At 51.9% G+C, this 5,514-nt stretch carries 7 protein-coding genes; all 7 read left to right on the plus strand.

From position 1 onward, the window contains the following. The coding region (locus QPL95_RS18235) for a hypothetical protein (RefSeq protein ID WP_303292342.1) at window positions 1-220 on the plus strand (220 nt) is incomplete at its 5' end. After that, window positions 211-618 carry a GNAT family N-acetyltransferase gene (locus QPL95_RS18240; protein ID WP_230834342.1) on the plus strand — a complete coding sequence of 136 codons (408 nt, stop codon included), beginning with the start codon at window positions 211-213 and terminating at the stop codon, window positions 616-618. The genes QPL95_RS18235 and QPL95_RS18240, both read left to right, overlap by 10 nt. A gap of 93 nt (window positions 619-711) precedes the next feature. Beyond that, the gene (locus QPL95_RS18245; protein ID WP_303292343.1) at window positions 712-1,014 is read left to right on the plus strand and encodes a hypothetical protein; all 303 of its coding nucleotides are present in this window, start codon (window positions 712-714) and stop codon (window positions 1,012-1,014) included. Between the two features lie 546 nt (window positions 1,015-1,560). Beyond that, window positions 1,561-1,887: a hypothetical protein gene (locus QPL95_RS18250; RefSeq protein ID WP_200367890.1), complete on the plus strand. Its 327-nt coding sequence runs from the start codon at window positions 1,561-1,563 to the stop codon at window positions 1,885-1,887. Window positions 1,888-1,973: 86 nt separating this feature from the next. Then, window positions 1,974-2,474 carry a pyridoxamine 5'-phosphate oxidase family protein gene (locus tag QPL95_RS18255; protein ID WP_029655352.1) on the plus strand — a complete coding sequence of 167 codons (501 nt, stop codon included), beginning with the start codon at window positions 1,974-1,976 and terminating at the stop codon, window positions 2,472-2,474. A gap of 914 nt (window positions 2,475-3,388) precedes the next feature. Continuing rightward, on the plus strand, window positions 3,389-3,724 hold the full coding sequence (locus tag QPL95_RS18260) for a hypothetical protein (RefSeq protein WP_303292344.1): 336 nt from the start codon (window positions 3,389-3,391) through the stop codon (window positions 3,722-3,724). 921 nt (window positions 3,725-4,645) lie between these two features. After that, complete coding sequence (locus QPL95_RS18265; protein WP_036202179.1) at window positions 4,646-5,032, plus strand: hypothetical protein; 387 nt, start codon at window positions 4,646-4,648, stop codon at window positions 5,030-5,032. The last annotated feature ends 482 nt before the right edge of the window (window positions 5,033-5,514 follow it).

The raw sequence follows: 5,514 nt of genomic DNA on the forward strand, positions 1-5,514 counted from the left end.
GGCGGGAAATAGGCAAAAATCGAACAAAACAGAGGGTGATAACGCCAAAATCGCGCTTGAATGGCTTTTTTTCGAGTTGAAAAGCGATTCAGCGATAAATCAGGCGTTAATCAGACCCTCCTTAAGTACGTTCCGGCCTGCGGCCTCCACCGGACGCCCCAGTCGGGCGCCGCTTATCATTGGCGTTATGCATAAATCAGGAAGCCGAACATGGAAGTAAAGGTTGAACTCAACGGCTCGATACGAGAGCAGGAAGTCATCGCTCTTTATCGCTCGAACCAGTGGTCATCTGCCGATAAGCCTGAGCAATTGATGTCTGCTTTGCGTGGTTCGCACACCTTGGTAACCGCTAGGGTTGGTGGCGAGCTCGTCGGCCTCGGTAACGCAATTTCAGACGGTAGTTTGGTGGTTTACTATCCTCACTTACTGGTGCATCCGGACCACCAGGGAAAAGGTGTTGGTCGGAAAATCGTGGAAGCGATGCAGCGGGTCTACGGCGGCTTTCATCAGCAAATGCTCACCGCAGACGGCAAAGCCATCAAATTTTACAAAGCAATGGGTTTCGAGCGAGCCGGAAAAACGGAGCCCATGTGGGTCTATTCCGGGAACGAACATTAATGCATAACCATGCGCGGCACTCGGACGCCCTTTACGCCGCTTCGCTCTGTAAAGGCCGCCGGTGCGCTTCGCGTTATGTGTGCAGGGAGCATAATGGATCAAGTTTATAGCCTGAGACACCTAGGCTTTTTCTCAAAGCACCTCCTCACCGTTACCGAGGAGGGCTTTTACTACAAAGGTACCCTCTACACTCGTGACGACGTGAAGAAACTCTTTGTCTCAGGTGGGGGCGCAGGTCCCAGAAGAATGGGAGTCCACCTGGCTGATGGAAGGAAAATTTTGATTAATGCTGTTGCTCTTGAGCTTAACGGAGTGAAGCCGAAAACTGGGTTTTTCTCGGGTACCAATCAGGGGTTTGAGGAGCTTTGGGCTTATTTCGAGGGTCAGAGCACATAACCAGTCATTCAAGTTCGTTCCCGGCCTAGCGGCCGTCCACCGGACGCCCTAGTCGGGCGCCGCTTAATATTGGCGTTATAAGCATTAGGGAAATTCGCATGATCAACAGGGCAGTTTTAGTTCTTTTGTTTTTATTATCGGGATCGGCCATCGCTGAGGAAAAGCCGCCTGAGCTTTGGTCCTGGTTTAAAGATCTGAGCAAATCCAAAGAGGCGTGCGAGATACAAAGCTCATATGCGCTGCAAGTCATAGGGCTCGAAAACCAGGTTGAGAATGAATACGGAATATACGGGAATGTAAGATCAAATCGTGTCGTCGTTAAATGTATAGAAATATCACCTACCCGAAGCAAGCTCATGGTTGCGGTTGCTGGGTACAATAGGGACTCAGTCGAGCTTGTGAGAAATAAAATTATTTCTTCAATTCAGTAATATAGAGTTTATAACAAGGCGCAGCAGTTCGCGGCCGATGGCCGCCGGACGCCCTTTCCGTGGCTCCTTCGTCGCCACTCCAAGGTCGCCGCTGTGCTTAGCGTTAGGTCATCGTATGAAGAAGCTGTTTTTTTGGTTGTTCATTCTTTTCTTTGTGTTTGCGCAGTCCTACTTTATCTATGTGCTAAACCAACCGGAGGCTGCCAAGTCATTTACGCAACTCTGGTATAGCTTTGGTGTAGAGCAAACGGCCTATTCGCAGTTCGTTTTCCGTACGATTCAGTGGTGGGTGGTATTGCCTATTTTATGTCTAGGCTTGGCCTTTTCAGCACTGTTCCGCGCAACCAAATGGTTGCCATTGACCGCAATTTCCGTGAGCTTCGCGGGTACAGTGGCTCTTTATTGGTCCGCGTATGCACCAGCATTGCTCGTACATGTCTAGACCTAACCAATGGCTGTTGTCGGACGCGCCTTCGCTGGCGCTCCGGCACGCCGCAAAGCCAGGCGTTATGCACAAATGGAGACACTATGAACATCAAGGACGATTGGAAGAAGGTAAAGTCAGTTTTAGAGCAAGGTCAGGCTTCGACGGTTTACTGCTCGATCGCAACGGTTAACCCCGACGGCACACCCCACATCACGCCAGTTGGCACTGTTTTCCTTCGTAATGATCAAAGCGGGTACTTTTTTGATCACTACGCCGAGGCTTTGGGTAAAAACATCGATCAGAACCCGAATGTTTGCATTATGGCAGTCAACGCCGGTCGATTCTTTTGGCTAAGGTCTCTGCTCAAAGGCCGTTTCGTTGCTCCGCCGGGCGTGAGACTTTACGGCAAGGTCGGACGAATGCGTGAAGCCACGCCCGAAGAAATTGAGAAGATAGAAAAACGGGTTAAGCCATCACAGTGGATGAAAGGGGCGAGGTTGCTCTGGAGTGACTTCACCCACGTTCGAGACATTGAATTTACCCACTACAAGCCAATCACCTACCCAGTGATGATGGATGGGATGTGGCCGGAACATGCATAACCAAGTGGTCAACGGGACACCAACTACGCTGCGCTCCGTTGGCGCCCATTACCACCGGCGTTATTGGCCCGGCATTCATGAGTTTTTGCTGGTGCGGTGCAAAGGCCTTGGCACCGGGATTGGTTGTAAGCCCGCTCACTCTGGTGATCGCCAAGGCCGGAAAATTCGCTGTCTTGTTTGGTTGCCGCAATGGTCAGCGGTGTTGGTATTCATGGCGTGCCCCAGTCGCGGGGCCGTCCGTCTCAAACAGTAATCGGGCGGGTAGCGTTTGCGTTCTGGTTCCTTTCGCCATCCGTCGAGTTGGTGCAAGTTGTCCGGGAGAGGGCATGCGGCCTTTGATTCCAGACTCAACCACGGTGGTGAACGGCCATTAACCAGGCGGTCAACCGGACGCCAAAAGCGTACCGCTTTTGGTTCCCTCCGCTGCGCTCCGGCGCCGGTTACCTCAGCGTTAGTGGCTGTGGCCTCGGTCCTTTTTGGCTGCGGCGTGCCAGTAGCCTTGGTGCCGGGCCTGGTTGCCAGCCCCGCATAATCTGGTGAGCACCAAGGCCGTCAAAATCCGCGTTCGGTTTGGTTGCTTTAGCAGGCGGTGGCGTTGGTAGCGGTTTTGGTGTTCACCGTGTGGGGCTGTCCGCCGAAAACTCGGTCTGGATCTGCTACCTTTGAGTTCAGGTTCGTTCACCGCATCGATGGCGGTGTTTTCAATTACAGTGCATCGGCTTATGCCGGTGCAGGGTTACGGAGTAGGCCGTCACGGTCAGTGCCATGTAGTAGGCAGTGTCATTACCTGCCACTAACCAGTCGCTGTAGTACGCGGCCGATGGCCGCCGGACGCCCTTTTCATTGCGGCTTCGCCTCCATTGCAAGGGCGCCGCTAAGCTTCGCGTTATGTGGCAGATCATGAAGGGATTTGAGTGACGGAAAAGTTGACCGAAGCGAAGGAAATGCTTTTAAGCACGGAGTACCCGCCTTGGCGCAATCTGCTGTCTTGCGCGATTCTCGTGCTTCTCACCACGGGTATGGTTTTGGGTTGGTGGTATGCCTATTACACCGCCTCTGACATAGAGTGCCACAAAGGAATTTTGTATTTCTCAGCTGTGTGGCTGGCGGCGCAATGGGTCGTCATTGGCTATTTATACCGCTATCAGAATATTCCCGCGTTTGCTCGCGGTGCCATCAAGTTTCTGATATTGCTTGGTAATGTATGGTTTGGGCTTTTCGTTTTTTCGCTACAATCGTGTGCCCCGTAGTCCCGGCACATAACCAGGCCAGGCACAGCGACGCCTTTTTCGTTGCGGCTTCGCCTCCACTACAAAGGCGCGCGTGCTGGCAGCGTTATAGCGGTGGGTGAGGGTGCAAGGGGTTTTCTTGCCCTTTCACCGAAGGTTACCCGAATATACTGTATGTATAAACAGTCTTTTTCTGGTTTTGAAAACGGCTGCAAGAAAACAAATAGAGCGGATCGCCGTTGAGCGCTCTCCCTGCTACCCTCAAGAGCCAAGCCAGACGGATAAGTCGCGGCTTGATCCGTCTGGCTTGGCTCTTGAGGGAAGGCGGATCAACCGGCAATCGTGGTCGCCTTTGTTCCGTGCCTTCGCATCTTCGGTGCCCGCGCTGCCCCTTTGCCTGATAGCTTTCCAGGGATGTCTGCAGGGTGTTGAGTGGTCTGTGAGTAGGGTGGAGCATGAGAGTCTTTCAGGACGGTCCGTATAACCACACGTTAAGTCGGACCCTGGCTGGCGCCAGTGCCGCTTAACATCCGTCGTTATGGCGCTTTACGTACATTTCGTCTACATTTTATGGGTTGTGCCAAGATAGTTGGAGGGCAATGAACATGGAGGTTGCACGGTGCGCTAGCACCTCAATCCTGGAGAATGACCATGAAAAAAATAATGCTAAGTTTGGTTCTTGTTGTGTTCGCGTCGACGGCGTTCGCTCATGGTGGCGGTTGCCGGAAAGACAGCCCACCTGGGCAATGCTGTCATGCAGGCTCACAGCCTTATCATTGCCACTAAAGCTGTGTTTTCCAGCTGAGTTTGGCTGGTTGAGCCATAACCATACGGTCAACCGGACGCCAAAAGCGTACCGCTTTTGGTTCCCTCCGCTGGCGCTCCGGCGCCGGTTACCTTAGCGTTAGCGAGCAGTAAACAAACCCACAGGAGGGGTTAAAAATGGGTGAATGGTCTGAATACTTCGAGGATTTTCCTGAAGAGAATCCTGGCAATTATGTCGGTGGAAAGTTCGACCCAGAAGGAGCCAAAAGAGTTCGGGAGGCAGAGGGGGAACGTTCAGCAGCTAGCGCAGAAATCACGCAGATGCTCGCTAATGCTTGGAAGGCAGAGAAAGAACGGTCTTTTGTTCAGGTTGATGCATGTCCGCAGTGTGGGTTGGAGGCGCTGAATATCTACAAAATCAAGGACACCTTCTATCTGTGCGAGTGTCAGGATTGCGGTATTTATGGCCAAGGTGGTAGTCACTCCGAGGCTTTAAAATCCGCTGAGGATGCTCTGGGCGATGGCCTAGATTGGAGAGATAACCCGGTGCCATGGAGTCGCTAACAAGGCCAGGCACGGCGACGCCTACTACATTGCGGCTTCGCCTCCATTCCGTAGCCGCGCATGCTGGCTGGCGTTAGGTGTCATATGAAATTTAGACTTATTGCTGCGCTTCTATGCACTGGCCTATCTTTTATAGCTATATGGATGTCTTTTAAAATAGCCTTCCCGTTATTCGTTCCCGCATGGATCTTATATTTCTTAATTTTACTCTATTGGGTAAGAGATAATCGCGCACCTAAAGTGCTTGTTTTCATAGGTGGTATCGTTGGCGTTTTGTCCGTTGTATTTTCAGCTTTCGCGGCAATATTTTGGGCATTTCCATCAATAGTGTTAATGCTTCACGTAACAAAATGCTCCTTTTGTAACCGTCCGGTAAACTCATCTTGAGCCTGACGCTGTCGCCGTCAGGATGGTGTCCACTTATTGTCTAGTAGACACTTAACATGAACGAAGTAAGCGTAACCAAGCCCTACCAACGCCGT

It is taken from the genome of Marinobacter sp. SS5-14b, assembly GCF_030541005.1.
Taxonomy (GTDB): domain Bacteria; phylum Pseudomonadota; class Gammaproteobacteria; order Pseudomonadales; family Oleiphilaceae; genus Marinobacter.

What these genes read in the sequence shown, in the direction of transcription:
- QPL95_RS18240 (WP_230834342.1), top strand. Translation starts at nt 211, where the DNA reads ATGGAAGTAAAGGTTGAACTCAACGGCTCGATACGAGAGCAGGAAGTC.
- QPL95_RS18245 (WP_303292343.1), top strand. Translation starts at nt 712, where the DNA reads ATGGATCAAGTTTATAGCCTGAGACACCTAGGCTTTTTCTCAAAGCAC.
- QPL95_RS18250 (WP_200367890.1), top strand. Translation starts at nt 1,561, where the DNA reads ATGAAGAAGCTGTTTTTTTGGTTGTTCATTCTTTTCTTTGTGTTTGCG.
- QPL95_RS18255 (WP_029655352.1), top strand. Translation starts at nt 1,974, where the DNA reads ATGAACATCAAGGACGATTGGAAGAAGGTAAAGTCAGTTTTAGAGCAA.
- QPL95_RS18265 (WP_036202179.1), top strand. Translation starts at nt 4,646, where the DNA reads ATGGGTGAATGGTCTGAATACTTCGAGGATTTTCCTGAAGAGAATCCT.